We start from the raw sequence: 19,083 nt of genomic DNA on the forward strand, positions 1-19,083 counted from the left end.
TCTTTATAACAAGAATGAAAAGGAGCGTGTTCGTAAAGATGATAACCGAGAAGGATTGGCAGCAAGAACAGGAGCGGCTTGATTTGGTTGCGGAAAAGCTGCAATCAAGAATCGCAGAGCTAGAACCGGAAGTGACTGGGTTACGTGATCAGGTGGTGGACATTCGCAAGCGGTTTTGGGAGGAAGTTACAGTAAATACGAGCACAGACGAAGATTTCGAAGAGACCTTCTATAGTATAAAGCAGCAAGAAGCGTTGCTATCTGAACGGGAGCGCAGCCACCGGCAACGGGTGCAGCGTTATAACAATATGAAACGGCTACTGCCATCCCCCTATTTTGGGCGAATGGACTTTCAGGAAGACGGCTTGAGCTTGGGTGAGAAGGTTTATATCGGAGTAGCGTCTTTCGTCGATGCAGACGGTGTGGACTTTCTGGTGTATGACTGGCGAACTCCTATTGCAAGCATGTACTATGACCATTCTCCAGGGTCATCTACTTATGAAACGCCGGGAGGACAGATTACAGGTGAGATGCTGCTGAAGCGGCAATATCAGATCCGTCATGGTCAGCTCCAGAACGTGTTCGATACGAGCTTAACGATCGGTGACGAATTGCTTCAGCAGGTGCTTGGCAAGGGCGCGGATTCACAAATGAAGAGTATTGTGGCGACGATCCAGAAGGAACAGAACGCCATCATCCGTAATGACAAAAGTCGTATGCTTATTGTGCAGGGGGCGGCTGGCAGCGGAAAGACGTCCGCAGCACTGCAACGGGTAGCCTATTTATTGTACAAACACCGCGATAGGCTCAAGGCGGATCAGATCGTTCTTTTTTCGCCAAATCCGATGTTTAACAGTTATGTATCGACTGTGCTTCCCGAGCTCGGCGAGGAGAATATGCAGCAAACGACCTTTCAGGAATACCTTTCTTATTGGCTTGGATCCACGTTTAATCTAGAGGGCCCATTCGAGCAGATCGAATATGTACTGACGTCACAATCCTCACAGGGGTATGAAGCGCGGCTAACGGGGATGCAATATAAGGCTTCTGAAGCTTTCTTGCAAGCTCTCCAAAGCTACGCGCGATGGCTAGGGAAAGAAGGTATGCTGTTCCACAGTGTCCGTTTCCGAGACCGCGAGTTGATTACTGCGGAGCAAATGAAATCGCAATTTTACAGCTACGACAGCTCTATACGATTGGCTAATCGCGTCGCTTTACTGCGTGAGTGGCTGCTCCGCGAGCTGACTAAGCTAGAGCGTCAGGAAATGGAGGCACCCTGGGTTCAAGATGAGGTTGATTACCTCGACAACGATCAATATGCCGAAGCTTACAGTGAGGTGCTTAAGAAGTACCGGCGAGAAGAGGCTGTCTTCGATTTTACGGAGCAGTATCTTGAAATCTATGGTGATTTTCGTATTCAGAAGGACGGGGAAGAGAACGTCTTTGACTTTAGCTTGCAGGAAGAAGAGCTGCTGCGTCGCATGATCATAAAGGAGCACTTCAAACCGCTGAGACGGGATGTCAAGCGGCTCAAGTTCATAGATACGATTGGATTATACGATCAGTTGTTTAGCGATGAAGCCACCTATCATACAATGACGGATGAGGCCGAAGTGCCCGAGCAGTGGTCAGAAATCTGTAAGCAAACGAAGGAAAAGTTGAGCCATACCGAATTATTTTATGAGGATGAGACCCCATTCCTGTATTTAAAAGAGCTTATCGAGGGTTCTCGCACGAATACAATGGTACGGCATTTATTTATTGACGAAGGACAGGATTATTCGCCGTTCCAATTCGCGTTTCTCAAACAATTGTTTCCCCGCGCGAGCATGACGGTACTCGGCGATTTCAGTCAAGCGATATTCCCGCAAGCAACGAATCTGCAAGAGGTGGATTCTCCTTTGATCCGGCTCTATGGTGAAGAGGAAACGAGCTTATTTCGTCTAGTCCGAAGTTACCGTTCCACTCGCGAGATTGTGGAGTTTACAAAGGCGCTGCTACCTAATGAAGAGATCGTGCCTTTTGAAAGGGGCGGCGAAAAACCGCACCTAGTGAAGGTTAGCAACGATGTGCAGCGGGCGGCACGAATGAAAGAGGATCTTACTGCGCTTATGGCTGAAGGTCTCGACTCTATTGCGATTATTACTAAGACTGCAGCGGACAGCCGCGAGGCCTATGAAGCATTGACTGCACAGGGGGGCGAGAATCTGCGGCTTATTACGAAGGAGACGCTCACCTTTGAGAAGGGAACGTTGGTTATTCCCGCATATCTTGCTAAGGGCGTAGAATTCGACGCTGTGCTAATCTACGATGCTTCAACGCAGACGTATCATCGGGAGAGCGAACGTAAACTCTTTTATACAGCTTGTACGCGCGCCATGCATCGCCTTCTGCTGTACACGACAGGCGATGGGTCTCACTTTATTCAAGCCTTGGATCCCTCTTTGTATGAGGTAGTGTAAGTAGACATATCAAAATCAACTTCTTCAAGAAATTCGATAACTTCTCCATTCGGACTGTGAATGATCGCGTTCTTGATCAGAAGAGGCGGTTCACCAAGAGAAAGAGAAGCTGGTGCTATAAAAGCCTTTGCTCCATGAGCAAGGGCTTTTTGGTATATTTCATCTACATTATCCACATAGAAGGCGAAATGTAATAACGCCCCGTGAGCTACTTCTTCTTCAGACATGGCTTTTTTTCCTTGAGCGGCGATCACTGCATCGTTATCAAAAATCTCTATGCAAGTTCTTTGGTCAGGTGAAATCAGCATGGATGCTTCTTTAATTTGAAAGGATGGCAGACTCCAATGATGACCTAACTTGAATCCTAAAACGTCTATATAAAATGAGATAGTTGCTTTATAATCCTTGGCTTGGATCGCTATATGTGCAAGGCCTTTTACACTCATCTTTCATCGCTCCTATATCTAATGTACTATTTATTATAGTTGGATTAAAATAGGAGATACATATATAAGATAAGTGTTTTATACTGATATGGTTATTGAATATAAGGTATTTTGGTTGAACGGGTTTATTTATTAAACAGAGTTAGGAGGCGCTTGCTATGGAGCATCTTATGGATGATATTGATAAAAAAATTATGCAATTGCTGCAGTACAATGCGCGTATGCCCATTTCACAAATCAGCAAAGAGGTTTCGATGTCACAACCATCCGTTAAAGAAAGAATCATTAAGCTGGAGGAAAGGAACATCATTTCGGGGTATCATACAGCTTTTAATTTACGGGATCTAAATCGAGGCACGACTACTTTTATTCTACTAAAAACAGAGCATTGCCAAGAGCTCACCGATTTTTGTAACCATGCTATGGAAGTTACCGATTTGTTCCGCATTAGTGGGGAATATAATTATCTCATTAAGGTACAGACCTCATCGATTGAGGCGCTTGCTGAATTTCAAGATCACCTTATAAGGTTCGGACCCTCCAAATCTCATATCAGTCTGAAAAATATTTTGGAAAACAGAGTTTTGCTCTAAAGCTGAGTTTCCGAACACAAGATATAGTAACCGCTTTCTTTTCATTGAATGTAGAATGGGTAAAAATAGCAGTTGGCATTGATACGGATATAAGGGAGCATGCGCATGGAGAGGAAACTGTCTAGTAAAAAGTATATTCCGTTCACATACAAGATGATGATTCCGTATCTCATTCTTGTATTGCTGACAGATGTGCTGGTTGGCTATATAGCCTATACAATGCTCGTGGAGTCCAGGACGGAAATGGCGGAGACGAATGTCCGGACGGCATTAAAGCAGACGAGGAGCAATGTCGAATACCAGACGGATGAAATCAAACGAATGACCAACTCGCTGTTTCTAAATACAAATTTTCAGAATGCCCTTCAGTTCAGGGGAGACCCTTTGGAAAATATGCTCAAAATGAGAGATGATATCGTTCCTTATATGAAGGCCCCTCTGCAATTGTATGGGAATAAGCTGAGACTTGCGCTTTTTACCGTCAATGAGACGATGCTTGAAATTACCGGGGACGATATGTCCACGCCCATCGGTAGAAGTGATTATTATGTTCTTTCTGATCAGGTTATCGTTAATTCGGATTGGTTTAAGTCGATCGTTGCGAATAACAAAGACAGTTTGTTTCTTCAGGCGGACAACGACCGCGAACTAGGCAATATTTCGTATTTTCGCAAGCTCGTTTCTTCCAAGGCAGCACCTGCTATTATCGGATATATTCGCGTTACGGCAAGGATTGATGAGCTTTTTGGTAATTTTGATACCTTTCCGATTGAACAGGGGATTGAACTTCGTTTGCTGGATAGGGCTACAGGAATGACGATGTATGAACAGGGTGTTGCTACTGAAGATACGAAGCAAGACTCGTATTTGATAATTAGTGAAGATATTCCGGTATCTAGCTATGTCATTGAGGCGCGGGTACCACACTCATATTTGAACAAAGACGCTAGCAGAATGCGGAAGGTGATTAGCACCGTTTGTTCTATTAGTTTTTTGGTGATGGCAATTATCGGCTTACTGGTTGCCCGCATATCCGGCAAAAAAATCAAGCGGATTGTATACTTGGTTCGGTCGTTTCAGGAGGGTAATTTTTATAAAAGAATCGGGTTTCCGGGGAATGATGAATTTGTCTATATTGCCAATAGCTTTAATCAAATGGCGACGAGCATTCAGGAACTGATCCGAAACGTATATATGCAGGGCATTCAGAAAAAGCAAGCGGAGCTGGATGTGCTGCAAGCCCAGATCAGTCCGCATTTCTTGTACAATACGCTGTCGACCATTGGTAGTCTGGCCAATTTGGGGGAAGTAGAGAAGGTTAATCAGATGGTACAAGGCCTGTCTAAATTTTATCGACTCACATTGAACGATGGGCATGTATATATCTCTCTTGAAAATGAACTGGAGCAGGTGAAGATGTATCTGGAAATTCAGAGAGTAAAATATGCGGATGCCTTTGAGGTTTATTATGATGTCGATCCGGAAATTTTACAGGTTCCTATTATCAAGCTGATTTTACAGCCGTTTGTGGAGAATATATTCAAGCACGCCTGGTTCGGGGAGACCATTGCGATCCGTATTACCGGAAAGCGGCTTGGTGACCGCATCGAACTCAAGGTCATTGACAACGGGATCGGCATGCGACCGGATACACTTCAAAAAATGCGGTCGAGCGCTTACCAACCAGGGAGCTACGGTCTGAGAAACGTGGAAGAACGAATTAAGCTGAGATACGGCAGTGATTTTGGTATTCAAATCGGCAGCTATTTTGGAGCGGGGACGACAGTTCAAATTATTTTACCGGTAGATAATGCGGAAATTCGGGAAGTAATGGGGGAGTAACTCTTATGGCGATGGAGATTAACATTCTGCTGGTGGATGATGAAGTAGTCGATTTAGAGTGGCTTAGACGACGTGTGGCCGGCAATGATCATTTGCCTTTGCATAGCGTAAGAACGGCAACGAGCGGGTTTGCCGCTCTGAAAATAATAGAGCAGCACCCTATTGATATCATTCTCTCTGATATCGGTATGCCGATTATGTCGGGCGTGGAATTTGTGCGGAAAGCGAAGGAGATTAACCCTGAGGTCCATATTCTTTTTATTAGCGGACATCAGGATTTCAACTATGCCAAAGAAGCGATTCAATTGAACGCATACAGTTATTTGCTTAAGCCTGTTGATGATGACGAGCTGAACAAGACGCTGATCGAACTCTGCGCCAAGATTGAGAAGGAGAGAAAGCAGCATATTTCCTTGTCGGAAACGCTGACGCTTGTCAATCAGGAGCTGCTGCTACGTTGGTTTAACGAGGCTGCTCCGGGACAGGTTGAGATGCACATTCATAATGTTCTCACGCCATACCTACAAGGTGCATCAGCGGTTGCCATCATCGAGATCGACGACATGGCGAGGAAAATTCAAACCTGGACGGAAGAAGAGTGGAGTTTATGGAGCAGCAGCGCGAATCAGTTTATCCGAAAGTTCGCTCAGGATCAAAATTTGGGCATGGTGATCACGACCTATGACTATCACTTTGTGATCCTTGCTGCGGTTCAGGAGCAGTATTTTACAGCCTTGCTGGAAGAGCTGATTCGGGCGTTCTATCAGGAGTTTTCCTGTTCGATTACGATCGGAAGAGGAATGTACACAACCGACCTGGTCAAGCTACATGACTCCTATCGGCAGGCGCAGGCCGCTTTAAGTATCAAATGGATCGTAGGGAAGAATAGGCTGATCCAAGATGCCTCGGAATGGTCTCCAAAGAAAAAGATGGCTTCAGATTTAGAACTTATTGTGGATCGGATGCTTAAAGCTATGCTCGACTACGACCTTACCACTATAGACGATTGCCTGCTGCAGCTATTTGCCGGCGACAGCCCACTCTCACAGAAAAACGACATTTACGATATCATTATCAGGATTACCTCTAAGCTTCATGCCGATCTGCAGCAAATGAATGAGCATTTGTACGAGATTTTGAACTGGGACTCTCATCATCCATTTGTGCTGTTTCAGTTCGAAACGGTGCATGATATCCTTTCGTGGCTGAGAAGAAGGTTCTTTGAACTGTCAGAGCTGCTTTATTTGAAGCGCCAAAGGCAAAAGCGCAAGTTAATCGATGAAATCACTGAATATGTGAAGGAAAGGTTAGACCAAAAAATAACGCTGAACGAGGTCGCGGCCCATTTCGATTTTACGCCTAACTATCTGGGGCATCTGTTCAAGGTGGAAACCAATAGTCTATTTAGTGATTTTCTAAGTGAATTGCGTATGAAGCGGGTATGCGAGCTGCTCGAAGATCCGACAAAGAAAGTATATGAGATTGCGGAACAAGCCGGATATAAGAACATTATTTATTTTAACAGGCAGTTCAAGCAATATATGGGCATGTCGCCCGGCGAGTACCGGAAGAAAAATAAAATCTAAATCGATTTGTTCTTGATGAGGCTCATGTTCTATATGGAACAGGGGCTTCTTTTTTTATGAATCGTTGAATTAGTATTATGTTTAGTTGTTTTGCTGAATTATCTCGACGCTTCGCTCCTTTTATAATTAAGGATATAGAGAAGAGAGGGGTGCAAAGATGAAAGGGCATACATTTTGGAGCGATTTAAAAAACTACAGGGTTCTGTTGCTGATGCTGGCTCCGGCGGTTGCTTTTTTTCTTCTGTTTGCCTATGTCCCAATGGCGGGCATTATTATTGCCTTCAAGCATTATGATTACGCGGGCGGTATTTTTGGGAGTGCCTGGAACGGTCTCGACAACTTCCGCTTTTTCTTTGAATCAGGAGATGCCTGGCGGGTAACACGAAATACAGCCTTGTACAATATTGCATTTATCGTCGTGAATAATTCTTTGCAAATTTTTGCAGCCATTATGTTGTTTGAGGTTGGTGGCAAATGGTTTCGCAAAATTACGCAATCGGCGCTGTTTCTTCCTTACTTTATCTCATGGGTTGTTGTCGGCGCGATTGCCTATAACCTGCTCAATTATGATATCGGTACTGTGAATGCTCTGCTTAGAGGCCTCGGCCTAGAGCCTATCGATATTTACAATACACCTGCCTACTGGCCGTATATCCTAGTTCTCGTGTCCGCATGGAAGGGTCTCGGATACGGAACGGTGATGTATTTGGCCGCGATTACTGGCATTGACACCGAACAATACGAAGCGGCTGAAATCGATGGCGCCAATATTTTTCAACGGATCCGGAAAGTGACGATTCCAAATCTTTATCCGACGATTATTATTCTAGTGCTGCTGGCGGTCGGGAACATCTTCCGTGGAGATTTCGGGATGTTCTATAACATGATTGGCAACAACGGTTTGTTGTTCTCTTCGACAGACGTTATTGATACTTTCGTGTTCAGGTCGCTGATTACTTCGAATGATATTGGTATGTCGGCTGCGGCTGGCGTTTTCCAATCGGTTCTTGGCTTCGCGACGATCATGACTGTGAACTATGCTGTCCGTAGATACGATAAAGACCGCGCCCTATTCTAATCGCAAAAGGGTAAAGTTTTCATAATGGAGGTAACGATATGAAGCAGCTCGATCGTAAAATATTCTCGGGTATTGGTTATGTATCCCTAATCTTTCTCGCAATTTTATGTATATTCCCGTTTATACTTGTCGTATCTTCATCACTGACGGAAGAAACTAAAATTCTAACAGATGGCTATCAATTTATACCGACTGCCTTCTCAACGGAAGCCTACAGCATTTTGTTTAAGTATCCCGATCAAATGATTCAAGCCTACATGGTGACCATAGGCGTTACAATAATGGGCACAGTGCTTGGCCTATTTCTAACTTCGATGACGGCTTATGCGCTATCCAGAAAAGATTTCAAGTGGCGGAATAAATTCTCGTTCTTCTTCTTCTTTACGACTTTATTTAACGGCGGTCTGGTTCCGTGGTATCTGCTTATGGTCAATTACCTCCATATAAAAGATACACTAATGGCTTTAGTGATTCCGATGATGCTCAACGTCTTCTACATCATTGTCATGAAGTCGTTTATGGGCAGCATTCCAGAAGCGATTGTGGAATCGGCCAAAATTGACGGTGCAGGCGATTTTAAGATTTATGCTCGTCTAATCCTACCTCTTTCTAAGCCGGCGCTAGCTACTATTGGTTTGTTTCTGGCCCTTGCCTATTGGAACGACTGGTACAATGCACTTCTATTTATTTCCGATGAGAAACTGATGCCGCTTCAATATTATTTGTACAAAATGCTTGGCAATATGGACGGTATGCGAAAAGCCATGATGGGTGCAGGGGCAGTCGTAACCACATCGATCCCAAGCGAGAGCTTGAAGATGGCAATGACGGTTGTGGCCACCGGTCCGATCTTGCTAGCCTATCCATTCGTTCAGAGATATTTCGTCCAAGGCTTGACGATTGGCGCTGTGAAAGGATGAACCCGGGGAAATCCGGTTTATCAATATAATGAATACAAGGGGGAAGGCTTGAAATGCTGAGAAAAAATAGATTCATTATGCTCGCACTCGTTTTAACCTTCGTAATGATTTTGAGCGCATGTGGTGGCGGCAACAACAATGCCAATGCGCCCGCTAAGGCTACAAATAATGCAGCTGAGGCAAAAAGTGAACCTACAGAAACAGCGAGTGCAACGAATGCAGCCGAAACTTCAGATACCATCGACACCTCTAAAGAAGTAAAGCTAAAAATGATCTTCGTTGGGCCTAAACCGATAGACTATGATAGTGTTTTTGCTGAAATTAACAAAAAGCTGAAAGAAAAAATTAATGCGACCCTTGAGGGCGAGTTCTTGGACTGGTCTGACTGGGCTCAAAAATACCCGTTGAAGCTGGCGGCAAATGAAGATTTCGATCTCATCTATTCGGCAAACTGGGCCGGTTATAATGATCAGGCGCTGAAAGGCGGATTTCTAGAATTGACCGACGAGCTGCTTACCAAATATATGCCGCAAACTAAGGCAGCTATGTCAGATGTGAGCTGGGATCAGGCAAAAGTAAACGGTAAGCTGTACATGGTTCCGCAAAACAGAGGGGAATCTGTTGAAAAGCTAATTCTCTATCGTGAAGATTTGCGTAAGAAATACAATCTTCCTGAAATCAACAGCCCGGAAGCATATGCTACTTATTTGAAGACGATAGCAGAAAAGGAAAAAGGAATTACACCTTTCACTCCGGAAACAGGAGACTGGAAGTATCATAATTTGGACCGTGTATTACTGAAGCAACAAACTGAATGGAATATGTTTGACCTCGACCTTCCGTTTGCCTTCAAATTGACTGATGAAACAGGTAAAGTCTTTAACGTCTATGAAACGCAAGAGTTCAAAGATTTGCTCGTGTATTACAAGGATCTCGCTGATAACAATGCTTGGTCGAAAAACGTCCTGAACAGTAAAAATGATCATCAGGCGGATTTTAAAGCAGGCAAAACCGCTTCGATTACGCATAATAACGGAACACTTGGAGCACTCATGGCTTTGATGCGCCAAGAAAATTCTCCTTATGAAGTAGCACTGGCCGACATCAACCAAGGTAAGAAAAAATCAGTGGCGATTTCTACACAAAACGGTACGTCGATTCATGCGACCTCCAAAAATGTAGAACGTTCCTTGATGCTGATCGATCTGATGCAAAATGATAAAGAACTGCATGATCTAATGATGTACGGCATTAGTGGCGTGCACTATGAACCGGTTGGCGACACTAAATATAAAGCACTCGACAAAAATCCGAACTTTACCGGCTTTTCAAATTGGAACTTCAACTCGCCACTCAATCTTGACAATGAAGCATTCCCTCAAGAAGCTAACGATCTAGCTAAGGGCTGGGAAGCTAACGTCTACCACTATGCCCTTGAAACCTTTGTATTCGACAATAGCAAAGTGAAGACAGAGATTGCCAATGTGGGCAACGTGATGCTCCGTTATGCAATTCCACTCGAGTACGGCGTAATTAAAGATATCGATAAAGGTCTTGCAGACCTGAATAAGCAGCTGAAATCAGCTGGCATTGATAAAATTCAAACCGAACTGCAAGCTCAAATTGATGCATTCTTGGCGAACAAGTAAGAGAGTATAAGGATGAAAACCTCCGCCCAATAGGGGTGGAGGTTTTTGCTATGTAGAGAAGCAATCTAAAAGTCTCTCTCATTGATCTGAGAAAGACTACTTTCTTGACACCTTTTTAATTAGTAGTAACATAAGATTTGATGGAAATAATATGAAGTTATGGAGGCGTTAATTGTTGAAGAGATTGTCGATTCTAGCAATTATCTGTGTTTTGGTATTTAGTGTAGGTCTTATTCCTGCTCCTGCATCAGCAGCTTCTAAGGGATCCCATATCTTTGTGGACGGGGTACCACTGAATTCGAGATCTGTGAGCAAGAATGGGGTATCGTTCGTACCTTTCCGGGAACTGTTCGAAAAGCTGAAAATGAATATCGGCTATGATGCGAAACTGAAACAAGTTACTGGCACCAAGGGTGATTTGAAGATCACATTTACGATTGGTAGCAAAACAGCATTCGTCAATGGTCAGAAGAAAGCACTACAAGCGGCGCCCTTCGCCCAGAATGGAACAACGTTAATTCCAGTTCGTATCGTTGGGGAAGCAACGGGGAATGCCGTCTATTATTCAGCATCAGCCGATGTTATTCAAATTAATAGCCCGTCCTTTAAAGGGGCTTCTTACACTATTGACGGGATTCCTATCTTATTTAATGCCAATGGAACGGTGCTGTTCGGCCCCAGTGCCGTGAAGGACATGAATCAGCAAAAAGAATTGGCGGAGAACGAAGCCATTAAAGAGTTCACTACCAATGCTCCTAAAATCCGTATTGTTGGAGTACCTCCGACACAAGAGCAATCCAAAGAACCTGGATATAAAGGTTACCCGGATTATTTTGACGCCAATTATTCAGCTGCAGCTGGGAATAAGGAATTGTCGCCGCCGCTGATGAGCGAAGGCTGGATTTCCTTAGCAATGCTCTCAGAAATCGAGAAAATCAGCAACCTTGGCAATAGTGATTCCAACATTCTTAGTATAGGTAAATATGCCGGAATGAATATGATTAGGTACAATATCGTTATGACTGATGAATATAAGAAAGCAAATAAAGGCGATTTTACGTTAAGTGATATACGTGTCAAGAAGTATAAAGGTACGATGTATCTGAACATAGAAGATTTAAAGACAGCTGGCCTTATTGAGGCTAATTAAGTTATTTTGTTCAATAGCAGGACGCTCTAGTTAGGCCTTAGCCGCTTGCGATATCGACATTCGCAAGCGGTTATTTCTATTACCCACGAAGACCGTCACATAAGATCGATACGACGCGGTCCGGATAAGTTCCGCCGTTGCTGGTTGTGCGTGGGAGGCTTCTTTATCCGACTAAATACAACTGTGATTACTTTCTCAACGCGGCAGCAGGCTCTGTGTGGATTAGCTTATGGCTAGCGATTATGCTAATTACAATAACAACAACACCTGTAGAAAGTATTGATAGTAAGATTTGTAATGGAGTAATGATAATTGCTAAATCAAAGATCCTACCGATTACATAAGTACAACCCACAAGGGCAGCATTAAAGATAGCCGACATTGCCGATAAAAGCAGATTTTCGCTGACAATCATTTTTTGTATGGTTCCTTTATTAAATCCCAAGGCTGATAGCAGCCCTAATTCCTTATATCTCGAATTTTGGAGTTTAATAAGTAATACTATGCTGATAAACAAACCAATTGCCAAAATTAAAATAGAAACGATAAAGAATAAGCGGTTAAGGCTGGTGAATGTACTTTGTAATGCTTCTACTTCTGTGGCTGCTGTTTTACTGTCTATTTTTTTGTCAGTAAGCATTTGACTTACTGGAACAATATCTTCAAAGTTTTTTACATCGTAACTAATTGAATAGGTTTTCTCGCCATACATATGTTTATAAAATTCCCGTTCAATATCAGAGCTTACATAGAAATCATCGTAGGCCGCATTATAAATCCCGCTTATCGTAAGCTTGTATTCTTTATCCCCATATTTTAAGGTGACTTCTTTGCCAAGTAAGCGACTAATATCATTATCAAACTTTTTAGCAAGGCTCGGACTAAGTGTCATTTCCATTTCACCTGCTTTTGGCATAGCACCGTATGACATATGTTCAATAGCTTTAGGCATAGGGTATTTTTCTGCCATAGTTTCGGTTTTATCGCCCAAACTTAAAGTGACATCATTTATTTTGTATTGATAATAAACATTTTCGATACGTTCATCGGTATTCAGTATTTTTGCAAGGGTTCCATCATCTTCACCTTTAATGTAACCGTTGCTAAAGGCTGTATTTTTATCCTTAAAATCTGAGATGGACTTGTCCATAATATTGCCCGAAGATAAGGACAACATAAATGCAAGAATACCAATGGAAATTGCCAAGCTGACAGCAATATAGCGGGTGATGTGGACTTTGAAGTTCTTAAGTCCCCGCTTAAACGCAGATACGTTGATAGTTTTATTGAAGCTGAGTTTAGTATCAGTAGTGGCATCCGATTGGTTATCAATTTCTTTTGCGATCATTTTTCCGTTTTCGATATGAAGGATGTCATCTGCAAAGCTACAAATCTTCTGATCGTGAGTAATTACAATGACTAAACGTTCTTTTGAAATTTCTTTTAGAATCTCCATAATTTCAGTGGAATTGTTACGATCTAAAGCTCCTGTCGGCTCGTCTGCCAAAACAATACGAGGATTACTGATTAATGCTCTTGCAATAGCCACTCTTTGTTTTTGACCACCAGAAAGATTTTCGATTTTTTCATTCGTTTTTTGTGATAATCCCAGTTTACTTAACAGCTCTATGGCGTTATTTTTATTGTCCTCTTCACTTAAAGTGTTGAGCTCACAAGACAGTAAGATGTTCTCAAGTACGGTATATCCGCTTAAAAGATGGTAATTTTGAAAGATAAACCCGATACTATCTCTACGATAGGCACATAATTCATCAGCGTTCAGCTTGCTAATAGAAGTACCCCAAACCGTAATATCCCCACTGTATTGGCTATCAAAGCCCGCAATCATATTAAGCAGCGTGCTTTTACCGCAGCCTGATGCACCTAAAAGGCAAATAAGTCCTTGGTTTGGAAGGTTAAAGCTTACATCATCAAATATAAGTGACTGGCCGTATGTTTTTTTAAGGTTTTTTATCTGGATCATTATTTGTCACCTGTCTTCAAAGCTGTGAGTGTATTTGTTTTTAAGAAAGTAATCATATTTGTAAAGTAACCCACAACAGCCATTACAACAATCAATATCAACCCTGTTAACAGCATTTTTAAAGTAAGGATGTTAACGTCGAACAAGTTTTTGGTGGCTAAATTGATAAGGGGTGATGTAACAAGCATAAGCACAATTGCTGTAATGGTTTCTAATATCCTATCTGTCAAATTAAGTAGACTCAAATGAGCATTATTAAAGCCGCTAACTTTATAAATGGCAAATTCTCTTTTTCTCATTAAGCCTGTGATTAAGAAGATGGCAATAATCATGACGACAGACAAAATTCCTATGAGCATACTTGCGGAGCCGGACTGTTCGGTTGTTTGCTGATTTAAATTAACAATATTCTCAACCAGTTCAAATCTGCCAAGAGGTACAATGCCTCCTGCGTTAAGCTCATTTTTAATAGAAATCATATCCGTAGGTGTCTTTGCTCGAATAAGAAAATTCATACTGTTAGTCGTAATCCCTGCTTGTCCTCTCATATCATCAAGTGCAGCTTTATCAAAGATGAAAGAGTCATCCACAGAGTATTCTGCCATTTGTCCTTGACTTTCATAATAGACGGTAGTGTCAGCGACACCTACAATATTTACAGTTTTGGATACGGGCTTTTTAACAGGCTCACCTGTGTCCCAATTATAAATAGAGCCATTAAAATCAATTGCTGTACCTATGGCTTGCTCGTTGGATATTCCCAATGCTTTTACAAAACTTTCTGGGACTACAACCTCGTTGTCGCCTGTCGTCAGTTTACCTGCTACCAGCTTATTGATTACCGGAGCGTTTCCTGAGCTTTGTATTGGATATTCTTTGCCGTTAACCGTTACTTTTATATCATTAAAAGCTTGTAAAAAAACAGCAAATTCACTTCGCTCATCACCTACATATTTATCATACAAGCCATTAGTATCCTGCGTTACATTAGCGTTAGGCTGTTCATCCTGCGTATCACCTGCGCCTGCCGCACTTACAAAGCTGTTAACTACACTAATATCCTTAAGTCCTTCACCATAAGCATCAATCAGCTTGTCAAACTGACCTTGACTGCTATTCTCGATGGCCCCACTAACCGTTGTAAGACATAAAATTCCTGCCACCATAAGAGCAAGGGCTGACACTACAAAACGTCCGAATTTTCTTGTTACATTCGATTTGGCGATAGAAAAAGCATTTTTAATGGATAAGCGGTGATTTTCATAGTATTTTAGACCTTCTGCTTCGGGTGCAACTACTTGTGGTGAGGTTACCATTTCTCCCTTATCCAAAGTTAAAATGTTGGAGTTATTATCAATCAGCTGGGTATCGTGGGTAACTATTATAACTGTCTTGTATTTAGATATGGATCTTAGAATATCCATTGTCATTTTTGCGGTTTTTTCATCCAGCGCACTTGTTGGTTCGTCAGCAATAATCACCTTTGGATTTTTCATAAGCTCTCTTGCGATGGCAACACGCTGTTTTTGACCACCCGAAAGATTTTTCACTTTTTGCTGTGCAAGCTCTATGATTTTGAGGTCTTTTAAAATCGTGTCTGCTTTCTGTTTATTTTGATTATTCTTCAAATAATGTGGCAGTAACACATTCTCCAGCACCGTTAAATCTTCGAGTAAATTAAAATCCTGCCAAATGAATCCGAACGTATTATTGTAAAAGTAGCTTTTTTCTTTGGGGGTTAACGTCTTAATGTTCTTATCGCAGTAGTGGGCCTCACCTTCAAATTCCTGTTCCATACCGCTGATGATTTTCAAAAGAGTGGTTTTACCACTACCTGAAGCACCGACTATAAAATTTAATCCTTTTCCTAGTTTGAAGGAGATATTATTTAAAGCGAATTCCCCGTTATATTGCTTGGATACATTTTTAATTTCAAACATTGTTATTCCTCCTTACTTAATGTCAACATTGTATAATAAACGATGTTAAATTCCTGTTAAGTGGATTTTTATGTTTAAATGAAAGGTGTAACTAAACAAAGAGGTGAACGGAGTATGAGGATTCTTATTGTGGAGGACGAGCTTGATTTGCAAGAGGCGATTGCAGATGGGCTTAGAATTGATGGTTATGCAGTGGATGTCTGTGACAATGGTGAAGCTGCTTACGAGCTTTTATATAGCGTGGATTACGATTTAGTTGTGCTGGACTTAAATCTCCCAAAAATGGATGGGCTTGAGGTTCTAGCTAAGATACGAGATGAAAAGCCTGAATTAAAGGTACTTATTCTTAGTGCTAGGAGTAGTGTAAATGACAAAGTAAAGGGCTTAGATATAGGAGCCAACGATTATTTGGCAAAACCATTTGACTTTGAGGAGTTGGAAGCACGAATACGAAACTTGTTAAGGCGAAAGTTCGTGCAAGAGAGTAGCATGCTTTCCTGTGGTGCAATTAAGGTGGATTTGTCGAAGCGCACTGCAGTTGTTAATGAAGATGAAATAGCACTTACAAAAAAAGAATTTGCGTTACTTGAATATTTCTTGCTTAACAAGGACAAAGTCGTTAGCCAAGAAGAACTGATTGAGCATGTGTGGGATCAAAATGCGGATAGCTTTAGTGGTGCGATCAGGGTGCATATTGCAACGCTTCGCAAGAAGCTAAAAGCTGTTTTAAACTACGACCCCATTGGAACGAAAATCGGCGAGGGTTATTTTTTATCAGAAGAAGGTAGTGATGTTAATGCTTAAAAAAATGCCTATTCGATTGCGACTTACGGTACTGACTGTTGCTCTATTAACGGCTTGCTGTGTAGGTCTTACCTTCATCCTTAATTTATCAGCTGATAAAATGGCTACAAAGATTGATGCAACGCTAATAGTACCGGCAAATCAGGTGGGTGAAAACGGACAGATGGATGAAATTTCACAAACATCATTAGCCCACCGTGCCTCTTCTGTTTTATCCGATAACTCTCAAATCGCAATAATGGATTATAGAAGTGAAAGTCTTCTTTATATGCTGTTAGTTATTGTTGTTGGAGGATTGTTTACCTACTATATTTCGGGCAAGGCATTAAAGCCTTTGGATACATTAAATGATCAAGTGAAAAACATGAATGTGCACAATCTATCGGAAACATTATCTGTGCCACCTACAAAGGATGAAATTGCAGAGCTTACGGTAACCTTTAATGAAATGACGGATAAGCTGGATAATGCTTTTATGATGCAAGGGAGATTCTCCGCAAGTGCCGCTCATGAGCTTAGAACCCCGCTTGCTGTATTACAGACAAAGGTGGATGTATTTAAGAAGAAAACGGAACATACAAACGAGGAATATGATGCTCTTATTGTCGTAATTGAGAAGCAAACCAAACGCTTGAGAGGGCTCGTCGATAACCTTTTAGATATGACGAATATGGCCGATAACGGCGAGCACAGTAGCATTGGTGTAAAGGATATCTTTGAGGATATACTTTCCGAGCTTACTCACATAGCTAAAGATAATCATATTACGCTGTCCTTAGATTGTGATGATAGCATTATTGTTGGAAACATCGATTTATTGTATCGGGCTTTTTATAACCTTGTGGAAAACGGAATTAAGTACAATATTGACGGCGGTAAGGTTGGGGTTATTGCAAACAGATTAAGTGAGGACGAGGTTTCAATCAAAATTATAGATTCGGGTATTGGTATTTCCGAAGAAAACAAAAAGCTTATATTCGAGCCCTTTTATCGTGTGGACAGCTCACGCTCCCGTCAAATGGGTGGTGCAGGCTTAGGGCTTTCGATTGTTGATACTATTATCAAAAAACATAATGGTACGCTTACTGTTACTGATAATGAGAAGGGTGGAACTTGTTTTCATGTAATCTTAAATAATTGCCCTTTCGTGTAAACATGCAATTCCCAACATAAAAAATCCACAACCTCATGCGGTTGTGGATTTTCTCGTTCTTGGGGAGTTGTATTATATAGTTATCTAGAAGGAAAACTCATTCGAAAGATAGCCCCACCATGTTCTCTGTTATGGGCGGATATAGCACCATCACACCGTTCAACAATTGCACGAGAAATGGCAAGTCCAAGTCCTGTCTCTCCATTCTTACCTTTAATAAAACGCTGAAATAGCTGAGGCAATAAATGATCAGGTATACCTTCACCATCATCAATGACATCGATATGCACTTGTCCATCCTGCTCCGAAATTTCTATATCCACGGCTTGTGATGCATGTCTAATTGCATTGCTCATAATATTTAGTATCGCTTGTAAGAGTTTTTCCGAATCCCCATGAATATGAAATGTGCTCGGCTTATCCACTTCGTACTTTATCTTGATGTTAACTTCCTCATTTATAGCTAATGGTCGTATTCGATCGACGGTTTGATCGATTAATTGTTCAACCGACACTTTTTCTTGATCGAAAATACCATCTTCGCTTTCAAGCTTGGCTAACAAGATCATCTCTGTGACAATTCCCTTAAGTCGTTCACATTCGCTCGAGATTACATCGAGACCATTGTCAGCACGATCCCCGGTGAAAATACCATCTCGAATTCCCTCAGCATAACCTTGAATGGTCATTAGTGGGGTCTTAAGTTCATGAGAAGCATTTTGGAAAAATTGCCTTTGAGCATTATGATATTGCTTAAGTTCTCCAGCGAGATGATGGACACTTTGGGCTACCTCACCAATTTCTCCGCCAGTTTGTATAAGCTGCACCTCATCAAAATGACGTTTTTCAACTTTTTTGAGCTCAAGCTTTAATTTCTCAAGGGGAGTAACGAGACGTTTGGTAATAAATAAACTTAGGCCAAAGGCAATAATTCCCCCAATCATCATAATGAGCATCATTCTTGTAAAAAGCTCTGATTGATATGATTTCACTTTGCTTAGCGGTGTAGACAAGACAAGTGTGGCTGGGGTTACAGCACTAGCTGGATCAAGATTCTGTGGATTAGAAGTTAAGGTCTCAACGATATATTTCTCCGGTCCATTTTCCCATAAACCCTGCTGGTTGTGACTTGAGTACTGCTCAATTAGCGGTAGCCATGTCTGCGTTTGCGCTTCAGTCATTGTACTAAACAATATATTACGATTCGGCTCTATGAGTAACGCATCTACTGATCTATTAATCTCTTGAGCCGGCTGTACGAGAGCTGCTGCTGATGATGATTGAGTAGGTGTTAGGTCTTGAACAGGTAGCGAATTGACCAACTCCATCATTGCACTGCCTTGTGATCTTAGTTCTTCTCTTTGATTATTGATTAGCGTGTCCATTAGTAGGGGATAAACGAATGTAGCTGTAAGCACGAGTACGCACATCAGTAATATTCCAAATGATAAATGAAGCTTATAGATTAGTTTCATG

At 41.8% G+C, this 19,083-nt stretch carries 14 protein-coding genes; 10 read left to right on the plus strand and 4 right to left on the minus strand.

The features are described 5' to 3' along the window. Positions 1 to 38: 38 nt before the first annotated feature. Positions 39 to 2,462, plus strand: a complete 2,424-nt coding sequence (gene helD, locus NSS67_RS03230) for an RNA polymerase recycling motor HelD (protein WP_339318276.1) — start codon at positions 39 to 41, stop codon at positions 2,460 to 2,462. On the opposite strand, the gene NSS67_RS03235 is transcribed toward helD, so the two are convergent. Then, complete coding sequence (locus tag NSS67_RS03235) at positions 2,426 to 2,908, minus strand: VOC family protein (RefSeq protein ID WP_339318277.1); 483 nt, start codon at positions 2,906 to 2,908, stop codon at positions 2,426 to 2,428. The genes helD and NSS67_RS03235 overlap by 37 nt on opposite strands. Before the next feature lie 158 nt (positions 2,909 to 3,066). On the opposite strand from NSS67_RS03235, the gene NSS67_RS03240 reads away from it, so the two are divergent. From NSS67_RS03240 to NSS67_RS03270, 7 genes are all read left to right on the plus strand, one after another. Then, positions 3,067 to 3,501 (plus strand): Lrp/AsnC family transcriptional regulator, encoded by a 435-nt coding sequence (locus NSS67_RS03240; RefSeq protein WP_339318278.1) that lies wholly within the window; start codon positions 3,067 to 3,069, stop codon positions 3,499 to 3,501. A 105-nt stretch (positions 3,502 to 3,606) separates the two neighbouring features. Beyond that, complete coding sequence (locus NSS67_RS03245; protein WP_339318279.1) at positions 3,607 to 5,343, plus strand: sensor histidine kinase; 1,737 nt, start codon at positions 3,607 to 3,609, stop codon at positions 5,341 to 5,343. A 5-nt stretch (positions 5,344 to 5,348) separates the two neighbouring features. After that, entirely contained in the window at positions 5,349 to 6,929 is a 1,581-nt protein-coding gene (locus NSS67_RS03250; RefSeq protein ID WP_339318280.1) for a response regulator, read from the plus strand. Positions 6,930 to 7,086: 157 nt separating this feature from the next. Continuing rightward, positions 7,087 to 8,007, plus strand: coding sequence for an ABC transporter permease subunit (locus NSS67_RS03255; protein WP_339318281.1), 921 nt, complete (start codon positions 7,087 to 7,089; stop codon positions 8,005 to 8,007). A 38-nt stretch (positions 8,008 to 8,045) separates the two neighbouring features. Next, positions 8,046 to 8,927 carry a carbohydrate ABC transporter permease gene (locus NSS67_RS03260; RefSeq protein WP_339318282.1) on the plus strand — a complete coding sequence of 294 codons (882 nt, stop codon included), beginning with the start codon at positions 8,046 to 8,048 and terminating at the stop codon, positions 8,925 to 8,927. A gap of 53 nt (positions 8,928 to 8,980) precedes the next feature. Beyond that, entirely contained in the window at positions 8,981 to 10,576 is a 1,596-nt protein-coding gene (locus tag NSS67_RS03265; protein ID WP_339318283.1) for an ABC transporter substrate-binding protein, read from the plus strand. Between the two features lie 172 nt (positions 10,577 to 10,748). After that, entirely contained in the window at positions 10,749 to 11,726 is a 978-nt protein-coding gene (locus NSS67_RS03270; protein WP_339318284.1) for a copper amine oxidase N-terminal domain-containing protein, read from the plus strand. Between the two features lie 187 nt (positions 11,727 to 11,913). Here NSS67_RS03270 and NSS67_RS03275 read toward each other — a convergent pair whose 3' ends face one another. Both NSS67_RS03275 and NSS67_RS03280 read right to left on the minus strand, forming a co-directional pair. Beyond that, a complete protein-coding gene (locus NSS67_RS03275) occupies positions 11,914 to 13,710 on the minus strand; it encodes an ATP-binding cassette domain-containing protein (protein WP_339318285.1) in 1,797 nt (598 codons plus the stop codon). Continuing rightward, positions 13,710 to 15,650 carry an ABC transporter ATP-binding protein/permease gene (locus NSS67_RS03280; RefSeq protein ID WP_339318286.1) on the minus strand — a complete coding sequence of 647 codons (1,941 nt, stop codon included), beginning with the start codon at positions 15,648 to 15,650 and terminating at the stop codon, positions 13,710 to 13,712. Before NSS67_RS03280 ends, NSS67_RS03275 begins: the two co-directional genes overlap by 1 nt. A gap of 114 nt (positions 15,651 to 15,764) precedes the next feature. Here NSS67_RS03280 and NSS67_RS03285 point away from each other — a divergent pair, with 114 nt between their 5' ends. Both NSS67_RS03285 and NSS67_RS03290 read left to right on the plus strand, forming a co-directional pair. Beyond that, a complete protein-coding gene (locus NSS67_RS03285; protein WP_339318287.1) occupies positions 15,765 to 16,454 on the plus strand; it encodes a response regulator transcription factor in 690 nt (229 codons plus the stop codon). Between the two features lie 4 nt (positions 16,455 to 16,458). Then, the gene (locus NSS67_RS03290) at positions 16,459 to 17,607 is read left to right on the plus strand and encodes a HAMP domain-containing sensor histidine kinase (protein WP_339318288.1); all 1,149 of its coding nucleotides are present in this window, start codon (positions 16,459 to 16,461) and stop codon (positions 17,605 to 17,607) included. Positions 17,608 to 17,687: 80 nt separating this feature from the next. On the opposite strand, the gene NSS67_RS03295 is transcribed toward NSS67_RS03290, so the two are convergent. Continuing rightward, positions 17,688 to 19,082 carry a HAMP domain-containing sensor histidine kinase gene (locus NSS67_RS03295; RefSeq protein WP_339318289.1) on the minus strand — a complete coding sequence of 465 codons (1,395 nt, stop codon included), beginning with the start codon at positions 19,080 to 19,082 and terminating at the stop codon, positions 17,688 to 17,690. Position 19,083: the final 1 nt, after the last annotated feature.

The organism is Paenibacillus sp. FSL R10-2734 (genome assembly GCF_037963865.1).
In the GTDB taxonomy this organism is placed as follows: Bacteria; Bacillota; Bacilli; order Paenibacillales; family Paenibacillaceae; genus Paenibacillus_AQ.